13 protein-coding genes and 1 pseudogene are annotated in these 17,650 nt (G+C 41.8%); 8 read left to right on the forward strand and 6 right to left on the reverse strand.

What is annotated here, in order from left to right; translation table 11 throughout:
- Positions 1-80: 80 nt before the first annotated feature.
- Entirely contained in the window at positions 81-2,636 is a 2,556-nt protein-coding gene (locus GYM62_RS11240; protein ID WP_219956462.1) for a calcium-translocating P-type ATPase, PMCA-type, read from the forward strand.
- Positions 2,637-3,652: 1,016 nt separating this feature from the next.
- Positions 3,653-4,954, forward strand: a complete 1,302-nt coding sequence (locus tag GYM62_RS11245) for an APC family permease (protein WP_255590352.1) — start codon at positions 3,653-3,655, stop codon at positions 4,952-4,954.
- Positions 4,955-5,042: 88 nt separating this feature from the next.
- On the opposite strand, the gene GYM62_RS11250 is transcribed toward GYM62_RS11245, so the two are convergent.
- The 3 genes from GYM62_RS11250 to GYM62_RS11260 all read right to left on the reverse strand — a co-directional run bounded on the left by GYM62_RS11250 (position 5,043) and on the right by GYM62_RS11260 (position 7,788).
- The gene (locus tag GYM62_RS11250; protein ID WP_219956463.1) at positions 5,043-5,210 is read right to left on the reverse strand and encodes a hypothetical protein; all 168 of its coding nucleotides are present in this window, start codon (positions 5,208-5,210) and stop codon (positions 5,043-5,045) included.
- Positions 5,211-5,517: 307 nt separating this feature from the next.
- Positions 5,518-6,599, reverse strand: a protein-coding gene (locus GYM62_RS11255) for an IS3 family transposase (protein WP_219956464.1) whose coding sequence is annotated in 2 segments (ribosomal slippage) — positions 5,518-6,347 and positions 6,347-6,599 — 1,083 coding nt in all. Because the reading frame shifts where the segments join, the coding sequence is not laid out codon by codon here.
- A 61-nt stretch (positions 6,600-6,660) separates the two neighbouring features.
- Positions 6,661-7,788 (reverse strand): exonuclease domain-containing protein, encoded by a 1,128-nt coding sequence (locus tag GYM62_RS11260; RefSeq protein WP_219956465.1) that lies wholly within the window; start codon positions 7,786-7,788, stop codon positions 6,661-6,663.
- 1,079 nt (positions 7,789-8,867) lie between these two features.
- Here GYM62_RS11260 and ltrA point away from each other — a divergent pair.
- The 4 genes and pseudogenes from ltrA to GYM62_RS11275 all read left to right on the forward strand — a co-directional run.
- On the forward strand, positions 8,868-9,764 hold the full coding sequence (gene ltrA / locus GYM62_RS11265; RefSeq protein ID WP_255590353.1) for a group II intron reverse transcriptase/maturase: 897 nt from the start codon (positions 8,868-8,870) through the stop codon (positions 9,762-9,764).
- Entirely contained in the window at positions 9,730-10,149 is a 420-nt protein-coding gene (locus tag GYM62_RS21045; protein ID WP_255590354.1) for a group II intron maturase-specific domain-containing protein, read from the forward strand. Before ltrA ends, GYM62_RS21045 begins: the two co-directional genes overlap by 35 nt.
- Positions 10,150-10,441: 292 nt before the next feature.
- Positions 10,442-11,233: a tyrosine-type recombinase/integrase gene (locus GYM62_RS11270; RefSeq protein WP_255590355.1), complete on the forward strand. Its 792-nt coding sequence runs from the start codon at positions 10,442-10,444 to the stop codon at positions 11,231-11,233.
- Positions 11,230-11,676, forward strand: a pseudogene (locus GYM62_RS11275) (transposase zinc-binding domain-containing protein); the annotation flags it as partial. The gene GYM62_RS11270 and the pseudogene GYM62_RS11275, both read left to right, overlap by 4 nt.
- 48 nt (positions 11,677-11,724) lie before the next feature.
- Here the strand turns inward: GYM62_RS11275 and GYM62_RS11280 are convergent.
- Entirely contained in the window at positions 11,725-12,720 is a 996-nt protein-coding gene (locus GYM62_RS11280; RefSeq protein ID WP_219956467.1) for an IS110 family transposase, read from the reverse strand.
- A gap of 276 nt (positions 12,721-12,996) precedes the next feature.
- On the opposite strand from GYM62_RS11280, the gene GYM62_RS11285 reads away from it, so the two are divergent.
- Entirely contained in the window at positions 12,997-13,647 is a 651-nt protein-coding gene (locus GYM62_RS11285) for a transposase (protein WP_219956468.1), read from the forward strand.
- A 56-nt stretch (positions 13,648-13,703) separates the two neighbouring features.
- Positions 13,704-14,818 (forward strand): IS3 family transposase gene (locus tag GYM62_RS11290; RefSeq protein ID WP_219956469.1). Its coding sequence is split into 2 segments (ribosomal slippage): positions 13,704-13,956 and positions 13,956-14,818, totalling 1,116 coding nucleotides; the frame shifts between segments, so codons are not numbered across the junction.
- A 93-nt stretch (positions 14,819-14,911) separates the two neighbouring features.
- Here GYM62_RS11290 and GYM62_RS11295 read toward each other — a convergent pair.
- Together GYM62_RS11295 and GYM62_RS11300 are read right to left on the reverse strand one after the other, a co-directional pair.
- A complete protein-coding gene (locus tag GYM62_RS11295; protein WP_219956470.1) occupies positions 14,912-15,151 on the reverse strand; it encodes a hypothetical protein in 240 nt (79 codons plus the stop codon).
- Between the two features lie 65 nt (positions 15,152-15,216).
- Positions 15,217-17,559, reverse strand: a complete 2,343-nt coding sequence (locus GYM62_RS11300) for an outer membrane beta-barrel family protein (protein WP_219956471.1) — start codon at positions 17,557-17,559, stop codon at positions 15,217-15,219.
- Positions 17,560-17,650: the final 91 nt, after the last annotated feature.

Consider the following 17,650-nt stretch of genomic DNA (forward strand, 5'->3'; position numbering starts at 1 on the left):
ATAAGCTCAATCAAATAATAGTCTGAGGGGTAGATTCTCTTCAGACTTTTTTATTTTAAAGGAGTTTAACCCAGTTTCCCATGTCACTTTTTCCTTCATCAGCACAGGAAATTTCAGCTTTTATCTCTAAAGGCCTGAGTGAGGCGGAAGTGGAAAAAAGAAGGGCTGAGTTTGGTCCCAATCTTTTGGAAGAAAAAAAGCGAAAACCAGCCTGGAGACTATTTTTGGAGCAGTTTCAGGACTTTATGATCCTCATTTTGATGGTGGCAGCTTTGATTTCCGGTGTGGCTGGTGAATGGACTGACACCATCATTATCCTGGTTATTATTATCCTCAATGCCATTTTGGGATTCGTTCAGGAATACAGAGCCGAAAAAGCTATGGAATCACTCAAAAAAATGAGTGAGGTTCAGGCGAACCTGATCAGAAATGGAAAGAATGTTCAGGTCAAGTCTGAGGAATTGGTTCCGGGGGATTTGGTGAGATTGGAAGCAGGAAATATGATTCCAGCTGATATCCAATTGCTGGAAGGATTTTCCATACAAATGGACGAAGCCTCCTTGACAGGGGAGTCCGTGCCGGTAGAAAAATCAGGGTTGAAAAATCAGATAATTGAAAGCCCGAAGGTAGAAAGTGCCAATCACTTATTTAAGGGAACCTTGGTTACCAATGGCAGAGGAATAGGCATGGTGATAGCTACCGGGATGCAAACCCAATTGGGTAAAATCGCAGATTTGCTTCAGGAGGAAAGACCAAAAACACCGCTTCAAGAAAGGATGAAGCGTTTTGGAAAAATCATTTCCTACCTCGTTTTGCTGATTTGTCTTTTGATCTTTGGCTTCGGCATATTGCGGGGAGAGGAACCTATCCCTCTTTTGCTGCTATCGGTAAGTTTGGCAGTCGCAGCTATTCCAGAGGCATTGCCGGCCCTGATTACTATAGCGCTTTCCTTGGGAGCAGCCAGGCTGGCAAAAAAAGAAGCCTTGATCCGAAAACTTCCTGCTGTGGAAAGCTTGGGTTCGATCACTTATATCTGCACTGATAAAACAGGCACTTTGACGAAAAATCAAATGACTGTCATGCAGACAGCATCGGCAGAAATCGCCCCCATTACCAGCAATTATTCCAATATAGATTTGGCCATGGCCTTGAATCATGATATCAAGCCCGACGAAGACGGAGACTTGCAAGGCGAGGCTACCGAGTTGGCCTTGGTCAATTGGGTAAGAGGAAATTTGGGAGAAGAAGATTATCAGTTTATCCAAAAACTATTTCCCCGATTCGATGAAGTCCCATTCGATTCGGAAAGAAAGAGAATGAGTACCCTTCATGAGTCCAATGGCAAAATCATTTTGCTTTGCAAAGGAGCTATGGAGTCCATCTTGGATGCCTGCACTCCCAATGCTGATAAAGATGAATTTCTAAGTAAAAGCAATGAATGGGCTGCCAATGGACAAAGAGTTTTGGCCTTTGCAGGAAAGATTTTAGATCAAAAACCCGAAAAAATCAGTGCCGATTCTCTGGAAAAGGATTTGGACTTTTTTGGCATCTGTGGAATGATAGATCCGCCAAGGGAAGAAGCTGTATTGGCAATTCAGGAATGTAAGACTGCGGGAATTCATCCTGTAATGATCACCGGAGATCATCCAGAAACAGCCAAAGCGATCGCCAAGGAAGTGGGGATTTTAGAATCAGGTCAGAAAATCCTGACCGGAAAGGAATTTGCCCAATTATCCGACGAGCAATTTGAGCAGGAAGTGGAACATATTTCGGTTTATGCCCGCGTGACCCCCGATCAAAAAATTCGAATTGTAAAAGCTTTACAGAAAAGAGGACATTATGTAGCGATGACAGGAGACGGAGTTAACGATGCCCCATCTTTACGAAGCAGTACGATTGGAGTTGCCATGGGAATCACCGGAACAGATGTTAGTAAGGAGGCGGCTCATATGATTTTATTGGATGATAATTTTGCCACCATCGTCCGGGCAATTCGTGAAGGAAGGAGAATTTTCGACAATATCCGCAAGTTTGTAAAGTACATCATGACCTGTAATGGGGCGGAAATTTGGACCATTGTAGTGGCTCCTCTACTCGGATTGCCTATTCCGCTTTTACCTATCCATATTTTATGGATCAATCTGGTAACAGATGGGCTGCCTGCGTTGGCATTGGCGGGAGAAAGAGCAGAGAAAAACATTATGAAAAGGCCTCCTCGCCCGCCCAGTCAAAGTCTCTTTGCAGACGGGGTTGGAGTTCATATCATTTGGGTTGGGCTCTTGATGGCTGGAGTTACTATTTTCTCCCAATTCTGGGCTATTGAGCATGGATGGCATTGGCAAACCATGGTTTTCACGGTTTTGGCATTTTCCCAGTTAGGGCATGTGCTTGCTGTGAGAAGTGAACAGACTTTTTTGTACGAACAGGGCTTTAAAAGCAATAGCCCTCTCCTTTTATCCGTGTTTGCCACCATGCTTATTCAGCTGGCAGTGATTTATCTGCCTTTCTTTAATAGTGTTTTTCATACCCAAGCGCTGACTTTGGAGGAATTGGCATTTTGTTTTGGAATGGGCTTGATTGTATTTCATGCGGTGGAGTTGGAGAAGTTTATCAAGAGAAGAAGGAAATCTGGTTAACAGGATTATTTTCTATTCTTCGCAACTGATTATTTTCATCACATAGAACACGGAGATTAAAATTTAAGATTTTTGATTTACGATTTACGAAGGGCAGAGGAACTTTTGAGGCTTTTTTTAGGCATATTATCCCTTTTATTTCCTGCAGATCTACGCAGAAAAATTAGCAGACCTTCACAGATTTTTAGAGTCGAAGCCAATGTCAGCCTGAGCGCCTGCCTGATGGCTAGTCAGGGAGTCGAAGCCCTTGTCGCAAACCACTCCAAAACCATCCTCGCTTCTTCAATTGATTGCGGGAGATTAATCACAGCACAAATATTTCAGACTTCGAACTTCATAATTCAGACTTGGTGAGACCGCTTCGTTCCTCGCGGTGACGACACTGATTACTGGGTACCACCTACTTTTCATACTTCTCATTTCATCTTTTAGACTTTCTTTGCTTCTTCAATTCTTTGTGGGAGAAAATCCTTGCGTCACCGCGAGAGATTTTTAAAAACCACATAGCCACAGTAGCAAACATAGATTTGGTATAAGTTGAGCCCAAACTGGAAAAAGAGCCTAATAACTATTAACTAGTCCAAAAATTGACGCAAATTTTTTCCCCATAGCAAGCATAGAAAAAATAGCTTCATAAACTCTTCGCCTCTTCAATCCTTTGCGGGAGAGTAATCACAGCCTACTTTTCAGACTTCTCATTTCAAATTTCAGACTTTCTTTACTTCTTCAATTCTTTGCGGGAGATTAATTCTTAAACGCCAATATTTAAGACTTCATAATTCTTAATTCAGACTTGTTGAGACCGCTTCGTTCCTCGCGGTGACGACACTGCCTACTGCCACTGCCTACTTACTTTGCGGGAGATAAAAACCGCTGCGTCGCTACGCCGCCGCGAGCTTTAAGAAACCTGAAATAACTTTTTCCAATCGGTAACAAGCCTAGTATCCCAAAAGCATTTAATTCTTTCAACTTTCTGTTTATCTTCCCCATTCTGTTTTTCACCAAAAACTTTACTTGTGAGTCAAATCCCTTCCTCTGAAGAAACCCAAGAAAAATTACCGAGAAACCTAGGACTTTGGGGTGTATGGATGCTAGTTGTCAATGGCCTGATTGGAGCTGGTATTTTTGGCCTTCCCAGCGGGGCAGCTGCTTTTGCAGGAGAATACAGCGTTTGGATTTATGCTTTCTGTGCACTTTTGATGCTTCCAATCATTCTCTGCTTTGCTGAGTTGGGAAGCTATTTCAGAGGAACCGGAGGACCTATCAAATATGGAACACTGGCCTTCGGCAAGTTCGTGGGTTTTCAGGGAGGATGGTTGTATTACCTAGCCCGATTAATCTCCTTTGCCGCCAATACAGTTTTATTGACAGACAGTATTGCCTACTTTTTCCCTATAGCTGGGGAAGGAAGCGGAAGGTTGATTTCTCTGGCGGTAACCTGCCTGGGTTTAAGCCTGATCAATGTACTGGGTTCCTTGGAGTCTATCCGAACCATGACCCTATTCACGGTGATCAAATTCGCCGTGCTGATAGGCTTAATCTTCGGAGGCTTTACCATGCTTGGAGCAGATGTGATTCCCAGATTCAACTCTCCCCTACCTGCAGGTTCCGATTTAGGAAAGGCCACATTACTCCTGATCTATGCATTTGTGGGCTTTGAAGGGGCTGTAGTGCCGGCGGGAGAAGCCAAAAGGCCAGAGCGTGATATGCCTTTAGGATTACTTTTAGGCTTAGGAATCGTGGCCATTTTGTATATGCTGATTCAATTGGTTTCCCAAGCTGCTGTTCCGGATTTGGCTAGTTCCACCACTCCCCTATTAGATGCTTCTTCCGCCCTATTTGGAGAAATTGGAGCCGTGATCTTGATGATAGGCGTGGCAACTTCCGTGATAGCCAACCTTATCAGTTCCATGTTTTCTGCAACCCGGGTGACCTATGCCCTATCCCTAGAGAATTCACTTCCCGCTTGGTTTGGGCAGGTTCATAGCAAATACCTCACTCCTTCAAACTCAGTGATCTTTTTTGGCATTTCTGCCTTTGCTTTAGCTGCTATGGGTTCCTTTACCTTCTTGGCAGCTTTGACAGTATTAGCAAGACTCTTTCTATTTGGAATGAGTTGTGCGGCTGTGCCAGTCCTCAGACCAAAATTCAAAGGACCCGGCAGATTTATTTTAAAAGGAGGAAAGCTGATTCCTGTTTTAGGCATACTTGCCTGTATCTGGCTGATGTTCCAAGTCAGCTTGACCTCCGTATGGATGACCGCCATGTTTGTAGCAATCGGAACCGGATTGTATTGGGTTGGGAAGAAAGGGAAGTGAGAGAATTTTGATTTACGAATTACGAGGGTGAATGAACAATAACTTCAATCAAATTCACTACATAATCTAATTTCGGGTAAAGCTTTGATTAACGGGTTATAATTTTTTCTTTGGCTTTGTGGAATTCTTCCAAAATGATTTTTGCATATTTTTTCACCTTTTTAGGACAATCATCTTCTTCTAAATCAGATAAAATAAATTTTGTAGAATTATCGATTTGGTTGTAAAAAGCACTAATTGCGATTTTATTCTTCATTAAATCGAAATTCATCTCAACCAACTCATCAATTTCAGACTCAATGGTGAAGAGGATTTCTAACTCATCATCTTCATAAGATTCAATGTCAAAAAGATCGAATGCAGATGCAATATTTTCTAATTGTGTAAGCTCCCCCGAAAATTGGGCCAGTCAAAAGTTTACTTTTCACCCGATAAGCGAAGGTAAGTGAATACTCCAAGTGGTTCAAGACCAAGGCGAGCGGTTGGCTTGGGCCAACCGGTCTTGAGCCGCTTTCCGCATTCACTTTTGCGCTGCTTTACGGTTTGAAAAGTAAAAGATATGTTCATTTTAGTTCTTTCAATAAGTCAACGGGAGTCCGATATCCAAGTGCCTCATGGGGCCTTTCCCGGTTATAATCTTCCATCCATTCCATCGCTTTTTCCCTGACCTCATCCAGAGAATTAAATACATTGGAGCTAAGCAGTTCTTTTCTGACCGATCCGTTACAGCGTTCCACATAGCCGTTTTGCATCGGCTTGCCCGGCTGGATAAAGACCAGCTCAATGTTCTTCTCCCTACACCAGTGATCCAACAGACGGGAGATAAACTCCGGTCCATTGTCCACGCGGATCATTTTGGGGAGGCCCCGGACCAGCTCAACAAACTCCAACACTCGGATTACCCGTTGTGCCGGAAGTGAAAAATCCACTTCCATAGCCAGCATTTCCCGGTTATAGTCATCCAGAATGTTAAGAACCCGAAAGTGCCTGCCGCTCCAAAGGCTATCGCTCATGAAGTCGATAGACCAGACTTGGTTGATCGATTCCGGCCTGTATAGGGCCTGTTTGATCCTTGCCGGTAGCCGCTTCTTGTGTCTGCGTCTGATGTTCAGTCCCATGGCAGAATAGATCCGGTAGACCTTTTTATGGTTCCATAGATGGCCTTTTCTGCGAAGCCGGTAATGGGACTGCCAAAAGCCAATGGCAGGGTGTTTGGCTACCAGTTCTTCCAGCGCCTGGATCACGGGCATATCGTTTTTTGGTTTGGGGTGATACTGGAAAGTACTTCGTGGCACACTAAGCGTTTTACACGCCTGACGTTGGCTCACTCCATGTTCTTCGACCATGAACTGAACCAGCATGCCTTTTTCGTCAGGCGTCAGAGCTTTTTTGCCACCGCATCCTTGAGAGCCTCATGCACCAGACTCAGATCGGCAAACATCCGCTTTAGGCGGGAATTCTCTTCCTGAAGTTCTTTCAGCTTTTTGACCTCACTGGCTTCCATTCCGCCATAACGCTGCTTCCATTTATAAAAAGTGGCAGGTGTAACTTCCATTTCACGACAGATTTCTTCTACTTTTCTGCCGGCCTCATGAGCTTTGATCGCTTTGACGATCTGCGTTTCTGTGAATCTCGATTTTTTCATAATAACCATTTAAAGTTGATAATTTCAATTCAACTTTCAAATGGCCGACTTTTAGGGAAGCTTACAATTGTATTTGAAAATTCTTCGCAAACTCTCTTTTCTGGTCTTGAATAAAATCCGGAATACTATCTAAAAAATCTTTGTTCTTTTTGCTTTCCTCTGCTAAGATTTTTTTTTGTTCATTAGACAGCCTATTAAAAGCATTTGCAAGTATTTCATTAAGATTTATCTCTATTGCCAAAGATTGATTTTTAGATTTAATTGTCTTTGATACTTTATTGATATTCTCTTCAATTGGAGATTCAAAATCTAGGCCTTTATCTTCATCGTTACACATTTCAACAAAATCCTTTTCTGTCAAAATTTTTATTTGATTTCCTTTTTCAATTAGTTCCTCTGCTTTCCTATGTTTCGAACTTTTCTCATAACCAGCTAATTTGGTTGAATCTTGAGTTCCAACAACTAACATAGTGGTCTTTTGAGTTACTGAGTCAAAAACATTGCACCCAACTCTTGCTGCAATTATTGCAGCTTCTTTTCTTGGTAATGATAAAGAACCCGTAAACACCAAGTTTTGTCCAAAAAGAGAGCCTTCAGGATTTCCATCTTGCTTGATAGAACTTGTATAATCAAATTTTGAAGTCCTTTGGTTGATTGGGTTACCAATTCTTTTAAACCAATCATCAATCGACATTTCTTTAACTAAACAAGCATTCACAACAATTAGACCTGCAGCAATTGCATCTTGAAGTGCGTCATGGTGTTCAAATTTAATATTTAGATAGTTAGCAATGTTTTTAAGCCCGTACCCTTTATTTGCAAATTGCTCCCAAGTTCTTCTTGTTATTTTGGCTGAATCAAGCCACTTTGTTTTTATTGATGGCAGTTGGTATTCTTCACAAACCCTAGTTAATGCTACTCTATCAAATGGCATATGATGAACAGTGATTTTTTCTTCGAGTCGACTTTTTATTTCTTCATAGATTTTATCAAAAGTCGGGGAGTTTTTTACATCAATTTCGTCTATGCCATGAATGGAAATATTAAATGGATCAAAATATGATTCTGGATTTATCAAAGTACTCCATTTATTAATCACTTTTCCATTTTCAAATTCTGCAATTCCTATTTGACAGATACTTGAATAATCTGCATTTGCAGTTTCTACATCTAATGCTAAAAAATTCATAATAATCAGATTTTAAAATGCTTTAATAACGTTTTTTGTTTGATGCTTATCCCGAAGGGTATGCACTATACACCTTGTTGAGCAGATTTTTCTTTTTCATAATCTCGAATAAAACTTGAGAAGTGAGTATGCCGAGAAAATTGTCAAGACTAGGAATAGTACAATGCTAGTCCACTTGGCATACTTTTTTGGTTCATTCATATTCATTCTCTTAAAGACACTTCTGTTAATCCAAAATCCGAGTAGCGAGATAAAAGCAATCTCTAGAGTCAAAATGACAAATTGTGCAAGCATGAAATAAGTCATGTCTTCGCGTAGTCGACCATTCTCCCATCTAAAGTCACTCGGGATAAAGATTGGATTTATATACGTGTTCAAGTAAAGCAAGACCCATAGGATGAATACTAATACTAGCAGATTGTAGCTTGAATATATGTTCCACTGAAGTGTCTTCATTTTAAATTGCTCACAACGGCTCTGGCTATGGCAAGTGCGGGATTTTGAAACCGAATCTTTGTCCGCCAGACCGAATTTTATTTAGTTGTAATAAATTTATATTTAAGCAGTCAGCCCGCATTTGCTATAGCCGATGTGTGTGCCTTGAATGGTGAATATAGACCAAAAAGATGGTCGTTCCAACGGGTGAAAGTCCCTTAAGCGCGGGAGTCGTTACCCGAAGCCAAGCAAGTGGCAAGGTGGTTTACCGTGAGGTATGCACTGAAGTAAGCCAGACTGCGGTGTCTGTACTGACGAAAAGGAACTCTATACTGAGGCTATGAGGCTGGATGAGGTAGCACATCATGCCGAAGTCCTAAGCTCTGGAAACAGAGATAAGCCAAAATAGTAGATAGAGCAGCGATAGACACAAGGATATTCATCTTACCGAGGGAGGTCTCTGGACGTCTGGAATGTCCAAGAGAAGTCAGCCGAGGTCATAGTAGTTATCGGAAACGAGCTGTAAATACTGCAGAGGTCTCACTGAATAACGAAGGACTGAACATTGAATCGCGTCCTAATTCGGATAGGAATCCCGCACATGCGAGATAGCCTATTCTTAAGCGGACAAGGAGAACAAAGTAATGATAGAAAGAGTACTTCAATCCAAAAACCTTTATAAAGCCTACCGTCAAGTAGTGGGTAATAAAGGCTCATCGGGAGTGGACGGTATGCAGGTGACCGAATTGAAGTCGTTTATCGACCAAGGCAGGACAGCTGTATTAACCGACATCCTGAAAAGGAGGTACGTACCTAAAGCTATCAGAGGGGTTGAAATCCCAAAGAGTAACGGAAAAACCAGATTACTCGGAGTCCCATGCGTAGTGGATAGATGGCTTCAACAGGCAGTTAGCCAGCAATTAGCCACCCGATTCGAATTAACTTTCGAAGAGGAGAGCCACGGTTTTCGACCCGGAAAGAACCTTCACGGAGCAGTAACACAAGCCCTGAAAAACATCAATGATGGCTATCAGGACATTGTGGACATTGACCTGAAAGGTTTCTTTGATGAGGTACAACACTACAAACTGCTTCAGTTAATCTACAATAGGGTAAAATGTCCCACAACTTTGTGGCTGATCCGAAAATGGCTGAGAGCACCAATCCAGATCAATGGAAAACTGCACAAACGCCGAAAGGGTATGCCACAGGGAAGTCCCCTGAGTCCATTGCTGTCCAATATATTATTGGACGAACTGGACAAGTACCTCAAAAGTAAAGGGTTGAAATTCGTGCGCTATGCCGATGACTTCAGTATCTATACTAAGTCCAAAGCATCCGCCCAAAAAGTAGGCAATGAAGTCTATCTGTTTCTGAAGAACAAACTGGATTTGCCTATCAACAAGGAGAAAAGCGGAATCCGAAGACCCTCTGACTTTGAGCTGCTAGGTCATGGCTTCGTGCCAACCTACAAAAAAAGGGGAAAAGGGCAAATACCAACTGATAGTGAAGAAGCAAAGCTGGGTAAACCTGAAACGTAAGCTCAAATGGATCACCAAGAAAACCCTGCCATACAGTTTTGAGGAAAGGCTTCAAAAACTCAATGAGGTATGGATGGGATGGGTAAACAATTACCGACTGGCCAGTATTCAGGCCAAGCTCAAACAACTCGACGAGTGGCTGAGGAACCGACTCAGATATTGTATTTGGCACGACTGGAAGAAACCCGAGCGAAAACGTAAAAACCTAATCAGACTTGGAGTGGATCATGACCATGCTTACGCATGGAGCAGGACCAGAAAAGGAGGATGGGCTGTGGCCCAAAGTCCCATACTCGGAACAACAATTACGCTCTCTAGACTGAGAAGAAAAGGTTATCTAAGTATGCTGGACTATTACTCTAAATCAAAGCCTGAGATTCAATGAACCGCCGTATACGAGACCCGTACGTACGGTGGTGTGAGAGGCGCACCGTGGGCCTATGGCTCACGGCCGTCTACTCGATTGCACTAAACCTTCGGTAGTTTCAAGAACAGCCAAGAAGCGGTAACTTTTTAGATCATTCATTAACTCTTATTAATCATGAAAAAAAAAGGAAACCATCCTCCAGGCTGCCTGTTCCAAGATAGCTGGATTTGCTGAACTATTAGCCAAGTTTGAGCAAAAAGTTACAGTGGCTGGCAAAAGTCAAAGCACCGTAACGAACTATGGCCGTCACTTGGCCAAACTTGCTCTTCATTTCCATGAATTACCCACTGAGGTTGATCCCGACCGGATCAATGATTACCTGCATCTGGTCAAGCGTGGACACAACACTCCCTCGGATTCCTACTTTAAGTTCACCGTCTACGCCCTTCGTTTCGCCTATCGGATCGAGGGGATGAAGGACAAGCGGATCGAACTTCCTACCATCAGGAGGAGTAAGAAGCTTCCGGTCGTTCTCAGTCAGGAAGAGGTCCGTAGACTTCTTAAAGCTCCCAAACTGCTCAAACACCGTGTGCTGATTGGCCTGCTGTATGGCTGTGGTCTTCGCTGCTTTGAAGTTCGGAATCTGAAGATCGCCGACTTGGATTTTGACCGGAAAGTCCTTCACGTGAAGGATGGCAAAGGCAGGAAAGACCGCTACGTCCCGCTGGCTGACATGCTGATCCGTGGACTGAAAGCCTATCTGGAAGCCGAACAGCCCAACGAATGGGTGTTCAACAGCAAAGATCAGGAGATCAAAGGCAGGGCCGGCGGCGACTTCGACTCCCGGTATTCCCAGCGGGGTGTGCAGTGGGCTGTGAATGAAGCCAAAAAGAAAGCAGGGATCCAAAAGCCGATGAACGTTCACACGCTCCGGCATACCTATGCCACCCACCTGCTGGAGGAAGGACTGGATATTCTGACCATTAAAGATTTGCTGGGACACGAATGCATCGATACCACCATGATTTATCTGCACGTGGCCCAGACCGAGAAGAGCCGTGCCTTCAGTCCCCTGGACAGACTCTACCTGTCCAGAAAGTGAAAGCAGGCTTTGAAGTGGCCCATGTCCTCAGACTTCACTGGCCGGAAGTGGAAAGCCACCCGCAGCTCAACCGCTGGCAGTTGAGAACGCTGTCTGCGATCAAGCGTTGCCGAACCGCTGACTTGGGAGGTCATGTGGATGCCTGCACCGACTGCGGGAATACACGGATCAGCTATAACAGTTGTAGGAACCGCCATTGTCCGAAGTGCCAGGGCAAGAACAGAGAGGATTGGATATCAAAGCGGGAAGCCGAACTGCTTCCTGTGCCCTATTTCCATGTCGTGTTCACGCTCCCCGACACGCTGAATCAACTGGCAATGTACCAGCCTAAGGCAGTCTATGACTGCCTGTTTGAAGCGTCTTGGCGAACTATAGCATGCTTTGCAAAAGACCCAAAGCATCTGGGCGCAAAACCGGGAATGATTGCCATTCTCCATACCTGGGCCTGCCTGTATTCTAAGGTTTAAACAAGAAGATTTTCAGTTTTTTTTTCATGCGGCATATTTTAATATGTCTACATAGCTGGAATTTCGATTGACAACGGCAAAAGCCCTTGCGAGAAGTTTGTTTCGGATGATGTTAAGGGTGCTCATCTTGCTTTTACCTTCATCGATTCTTCTCTTGTAATAGGTCTTCATTTCAGTGCTGTATTGGATGGCAGTTCCTGCACATAAAGTCAACAGTGTTTTAATTCTCTTGTTCGCTAACTTGCTCGTTTTCGTCTTTCCTCTAAAAGTACCGGACTGGTTTGGGAACGGAGCTGTTCCTGCATAACTGGCAAACTTTCTCCAGCTATCGAATAGGGTAAACCCTTCTGTTAGGACGATAAGTGCAACAGCTGTCTGTGGGCCTATGCCCTTGATAGAGTTAATCAGCTTATATTGGTTCATTAACAGTTCATCTTTGCGTAAAAGTTTGTCTATTTCTTTCTCCACGGTTTGGATCTGTTTATCTAAACAAGCGATTACTTCGGTATTGGATTTTTGATAGACTTTTAATTTGTTTTCTGAAACTACAGCTTCATATTCTTTGATACGGGTGATGTAAGCTGCTCTGTCTTTTACAAGTCGCTCTCTGTAATTAAACAGCTTTTTGAGATCCTGGATGACCTTTTTGGGAAGAACAGTGGGGATAATCTTCTCCTGCTTTTCATAAAGATATTCAGCTATGTCTTTAGAGTCTGCCTTGTCTGACTTACCTCTTCTTATTCCCAAGGATCGCTTTAATTCAAGTCCTGAGATGATATAAAATGGTAGGGAGTGCTTTTCAAGAAACAAAGCAAGTTCTGAAGAATAAATCCCAGTGGATTCAAATCCGAAAAGCAGTTCTTCTGCGAGTATTAACCCAGAGTTTTCCATTACCCATTCCACCAGCTCCTGGTAACCTTTCTCATTATTTTCAAAGACTGCGTGGCATTGGTTGATCTTCAGATAGGCATCAAGTGTAGATTTACTTACATCGACTCCAATAATTGATTTGAATTTCATAATTTAGACATTGAAGTTTAACAAATGAGAGTTGCGGAAACTAAAACCTTTAACAGGCCTAAAGCCTAAAATTCTAACTGGTTACTGGCAACTCAATTAAGAATGGGGACTGATACAGGCACTAGGTCACTATCCTAGACGGCAAGAAAGTTCACCCCATTCTTTTTTAATTTATTCAATATTTGAGTCACTTAATAATCGGAAAGATATTAGCTCTTATTTTCCCAAATAATTCTCCTTTGCAAACCTAAAGGCCGGCAAAGTCAGGGACAGACGATGTCACTTCACCCCCATCTGCATTGTATTGTACCGGGAGGTGGATTGACAAAATACCAAAAGTGGAAGACTGCAAAAAGCAAAGGCAAGTACCTGTTTCCGGTCAAGGCCATGAGCAAGGTGTTCCGGGCCAAGTATGTGAAAGCACTCAAGTCAAGAATCCAACCGGAAAAGGAACTGATCAATCAACTCTTTCAAAAAGAGTGGGTAGTATACGCCAAACGGCCCTTTGGTCATCCCAAAGCGGTGTTGGAATACCTGGGCAGGTATACCCACAAAGTAGCGATCTCCAATCACCGGATTCTGGATATTGGTCCAACACAGACTAGGTTCAGCTACAAAGACTACCGCCAAGGAGCTCAGAAACTGGAGATGAGCCTGGAAAATCTGGAGTTTATCAGAAGGTTTTCCATGCATATTCTGCCCAAAGGACTGGTTCGGATTCGGCACTTTGGGATCTTGGGAAGCTCAGCCAAGCAGATCAGTATTGCCCTCATTCACCGGGAACTTGGAATTCCGATTCCAGAAAAGGAGCCCCGGATTCTGGAAAGCCACAACCCGCGATACTGCCCCTGCTGTCAGAAGGAAAGCATGGTAAGTATTCAGCGACTGCCAAAGCGTGGTCCTCCAAAAGCCGTCTTTTCTATATAAGCTTCCCCAAAAATAGGACAGTTTAAAAGACGACAAAGTCACTAACTTTAAACTGTATGAAAAAGTCAAGATTTACTGAAAGCCAGATCATCAAGGCAGTGAAAGAACATGAGTCCGGCAGGGATGTCAATGAACTTTGCCGGGAATTGGGGATCCACCGAGGTACTTTTTACACTTGGAAAAAGAAATATGGAGGCATGGAAGTTCAGGAGCTCAAAAGGCTCAAAGAGCTGGAGGAGGAAAACCGGAAACTCAAGCAGATGTATGCGGAGCTGGCCCTGGACAACAAGATTCTCAAAGATGTTCTAGGAAAAAAGTTCTGAGCCCTGCTGATAGAAAAGAGCGGGTAGATTATATTTTGGAAAGCTATCCGGTGGGTATCAGCAGGGCCTGCGGCCTGATTGAGTATTCTCGGTCCACATTTTATTACAAGTCAGTCAAGAATGATTTGAAAGTAGTGGATACAGTACGAGAATATGCAGATCGCTTTGGGCAATATGGCTTTTGGCTATTATACAAGCGAATGCGTAAAGAAGGAATCATCTGGAATCACAAACGGGTATATAGGATCTATAAACTACTCCAACTGAGCATGCGCAGAAAAGGAAAGCGAAGAGTCCCTGCAAGAGTCAAGGAACCCCTTGTTCAGCCGGAACTGGTCAATTCCAGCTGGTCGATGGATTTCATGTCTGACAGTCTGCTCTCAGGTCAGCGATTTAGAACGCTCAATATTTTGGATGACTTCAACCGAGAAGCCCTTCATATTGAGATAAGTGCCAGCCTGCCCTCACTCCGTGTGGTCAGGGTATTGGAAGAACTGAAAGAATGGAGAGGCTTGCCCAGTCAGATCAGAGTGGACAATGGTCGGGAATTCATCGCAGAACCACTCAGGACTTGGGCAGAAACAAACCAAGTAAAGCTATTATTTATCCAACCAGGGAAACCCATGCAAAACGCATTTGTAGAGAGATTCAACAAAACCTACAGGACCGAAGTATTGAACTACTATTCATTTATTTCACTCGAAGAGGTAAGAGATGTTACACGGGAATGGTTAGAGGATTATAACCATCATCGACCCCATGGAAGCCTAAATAATTGCTCCCCAGTGGAGTTTGCAAAGCAATGGGCGTTAACAGTGGATAACTTCTCTGAAGTTACCCACAATTAACACCCTTAATAGTAGTAATAGTCAACATCAAAAACCGATTTTGTCTATTTTAGAATTGTCCAAAAAAAGGGAAGCCTTCAAATTGAATTAGTCTTATTGTATATTACAAGTCCTACTGTTTATCGATCCGGTACAACCAGTATCATTGCTATTGGTACATTTTCTATTGTTGATGGATCCACTACAGGCCGCAACCCCATTTGTACATGAGCCATTTGAACCTCCTATTTCTTCTCCTTGAATGCCAAGGAGAACCATTGATTCTTGGTTGCTATCAAGCATTTTTTGCTCTAACTTTGCAACGAAATTTGTAAACTTACTTTTAGTATCCATAAAATTTAAATTTTTGATATGGTTTGCCAAAAACTTTACTTTTAGGCGTTCTGACTAAGCCTTGCTTATAGCAACCTTCTATTTGTTTCTTTATCATCCTTCTCATGTATTTTTTTTACTTTCCTATTTCCAAACTGGTAGTTAAAAGTTATGAATGCTGTTTTGTAGTATTTTATTAGTTTGCTGAAATTATAATTCTGTTTGTATTCAGAAATCCTTAAATCAGCTCTTACGAGGTCGTAACCACCAATGGAAATATTGAAATTCTTGAAATTTTTACTGATGATAACTTCAAGGGAATGTAAGCCATTGAATTCACCTCCAACAAATCTTGACCGGCTGGAATAGCCGTAATTCATTCCAAGTGAGAAATCCTTTTCCTTGCTTAAATTGATTTGGTTTTTTATTTTAAATGAATATCGACTGTTCAAAAAACCCATATCAACTCCTTGAAAACTGCCCTTTGCCTTTTCATAGGAATAGTCTAAAATGGCTGAAAGATCCCAGTTATTTTTGAAAAATCTGTTGGAGTAGATAAAATTAAAAAAGATTGCATTGGAGTTTCCGTAGTTAGCTGTGGTAGTCATAATCTCATTGCCGGGCAAGACAATATCGAATTCATTGAAAAGGTCTTTGTTTATCTCATATCCAACATCGAGCATATAATTTTCCTGGAACGAATAGTTAAAGTTAAGTTCATAGGTCAATATGGGTTTCAAGCTTGGGTTGTTAATTTTAAAAGAATTTGGTGAGGTGATATGAATAAATGGGTTTAAATGGGAATACCCCGGCCTTAGTATATAGGAACCAAAGTCAAGTGAAAACTCGTTGCTGTCGTTGAGAAGGAATAATAGTGAAAATGACGGAAATAGGTATGTGTTATCAATTTTTAGCTGTTCTGAGTCGGTCTCAGTTTTACCTTGTGCTTTGAAGTTTTCAACACGCAAGCCCAATTGTCCTTCCCATTTTTCGTTGAAAACCTTTTCAATATTGAAATACCCGGCTAAAATATCATCTTTGTATTCAAATTTATTGGTCTGCTGTGGGTCGGAAACGTAATTAGCTCCGTCAAAATCGCCAAAGAAAAAATCATTGTTTATTTTACTTCTGGTAAAAAATGCCCCAATACTAAGTATGTTGTCTTCATCAAGAAACCTTGTGTAGTCTGCTTTATAGTTTCCAATTAATGTTATGATGTCGGGGTTTTGCAAAAAACGGGTAATTTCAAGGGAGTTATCGTTTGTAATTTGGGTAAAAATATTTTGTGTATAGATATTGTTGTTGTTCTGGTATCTGTTTAGCTCAATATCTATATTACTGCCGAGGCTGTCTATTTTAATATTATAGTTTATGTTGCCTTTATATGTTGTTAAGTAATCGGGGGATTGGCTGCTAATTTCAGAATTGTAAACAGAATCCAATTGTATCGCATTAAAAGGCTTAAATATATTGGTGATTTGGTGCTTGTTGGAAATATCATTCAGTTTTGTAAAAAATTGGATGCCAATGTTTTGATTTTTACTTATTTCGTAGTTTAGGTTTAGGTTACCATTAATGTTTCTATATCTTGAAACCGAGTTGGTTTTAATTTGTGTTTGAATATCATCAGTAAGGTTATTGTAGCTGTAATCGGAACTCGCAAAGATTTTTGAATTGTCTAATGAGAGTGTTGTGGTGGTAGATATTTTACCTTTGGAATAAGACAGAAATCCATTCAGGTTTTGAGAGTTAAAATATGATTGCGAGATTGTAGAATTGACCGCCCCTCTGAGGCCTTCGTCTTCTTTTTTCGTAATGATATTTATAATACCGTTTCTTGTGGAACCATCAAAACGGCTATCAGGGGTCGTAATGATTTCGATTATTTTTATATTCTCAGAGGGAAGGGACTTCAATATGCTTAATGCCATTGAGTTGTCCTCAACTTTTCTGCCGTTAAGATAAATGGTGGCTGTGCCCTTATTCAGAATACTGATGCTGTTTTGGTTGTCAAGGTTTAGAATAGGGACAAACCTCAAAAACTCCAAAGTTGATTTGTTTTTTGCAAAAGGAGATGTGGAGGGATTTTGAATGGTGTATTTTCCTAATTCCTTTTCTATTACTGGTCGATTGCTTGCTGTGATCTCTACCCCGTCTAACTGAATAGAGCTTTCAACTTCGATTATACCAAAGTTTGTATGTTCGAGAAAGTCGTCTTCTTTTTGGTAAAGGATACTTTGTAAGTATGTTATCTGAATTGTATAATGTCCTTTGTTTACTTCAATGACAAAACTGCCTGTTTCATCGGTCAAATCTCCTTTGATAAATTCATTTTCAGATGAGAATACTGCAATTGTCGCTAATTCTATTGGGCTGCCGTCTGCATCAACAACTTGGCCGGTAATTATTATTTGAGAAAATGAAACCATAGGGAAAAATAGAAGTGATAAAATATAAAAAAGTTGTTTTTGCATATGTTTTTGTTAATTCGAAATTATTTGTAGAAATCATAAAACACAA

This window comes from Algoriphagus sp. NBT04N3 (assembly GCF_019443765.1).
GTDB lineage: Bacteria > Bacteroidota > Bacteroidia > Cytophagales > Cyclobacteriaceae > Algoriphagus > Algoriphagus ornithinivorans.